The sequence below is a fragment of the Aquabacterium sp. A7-Y genome (assembly GCF_026153205.1).
In the GTDB taxonomy this organism is placed as follows: Bacteria; Pseudomonadota; Gammaproteobacteria; order Burkholderiales; family Burkholderiaceae_C; genus Caldimonas.
In genome coordinates this window covers 1-872 of the sequence record NZ_JAPFBW010000086.1, presented here as the reverse complement: position 1 = coordinate 872, position 872 = coordinate 1, and the positions used below count along the sequence as shown (strand labels likewise).

Below are 872 nucleotides of genomic sequence, written 5' to 3'. Positions count from 1 at the left end.
TAGTATTTGTCGTTGACGGCGTTCACCGTCACATTGACGGTGATCGTGCCGTGGCGCCTTGCGCGTCGGTGACGAGGACCGTGAAACTGTCGGTGCCGTTGAAGTTGGCGTTCGGCGTGTAGGTGTAGTTGCCGTTGGCGTCCAGAACGACAGTGCCGTTCGTCGGTGCCGTGCCGGTTGAGTAGATCAGTGCATCGCTGTCAGCATCCGACGCCGAGACGGAATCGCTCAGCGAGCCGTCCTCGTCGATGGTGTGGTTCTGATCGGTGCCCACGGGGCCCGGGTTGTTCGCCGACAGGGAGAAGCTGGCACTGGTGCTTTTGCCACCCTGGTCGGTGACCGTGACTTCGATGCTGAAGGGACCTTGGGCGCTGGCGTTGTTCGGCAGCGTGCCGGAGATGACACCGGTGCTTGGCTCAATGCTGAGACCGGCCGGCAAGCCGGTGGCGGAGAAGGTCAGCCGGTCACCATTGGTGGCGATGTCGGCGTCGCGGAAGACCGCGCTGGTCGGGATGCTGATGGTGGCCGCATCGGTGCTGCTCACGTTGTTCAGCGTACCCACCACGACCGGGTTGTCGTTCACCGAGTTCACGGTAACCGTCACCGTCATGGTGTCGGTCGCACCTTGCGCGTCGGTCACGACGACGGTGAAGCTGTCGGTGCCGTTGAAGTTGGCGTCTGGCGTGTAGGTGTAGCTGCCATTGGCGTCCACCACAACCGTACCGTTGGCCGGTGCCGTGCCGGTCGCGTAGGTGAGGGCGTCACCATCGGCGTCTGTTGCACTGACGGCATCACTCAGGGAGCCGTCTTCGTCGATGGTGTGGTTTTCGTCCGTGCCCACCGGGGCGGGGTTGTTGGCCGACAACGAGAAG

At 63.3% G+C, this 872-nt stretch carries 1 protein-coding gene; it reads right to left on the bottom strand.

Features of this window, described 5'->3' with window-relative positions; translation table 11 throughout:
- Positions 1-28 precede the first annotated feature (28 nt).
- Positions 29-872: Ig-like domain-containing protein (locus OOT46_RS30635; RefSeq protein ID WP_265407406.1), on the bottom strand; the 844-nt coding region annotated here is incomplete at its 5' end.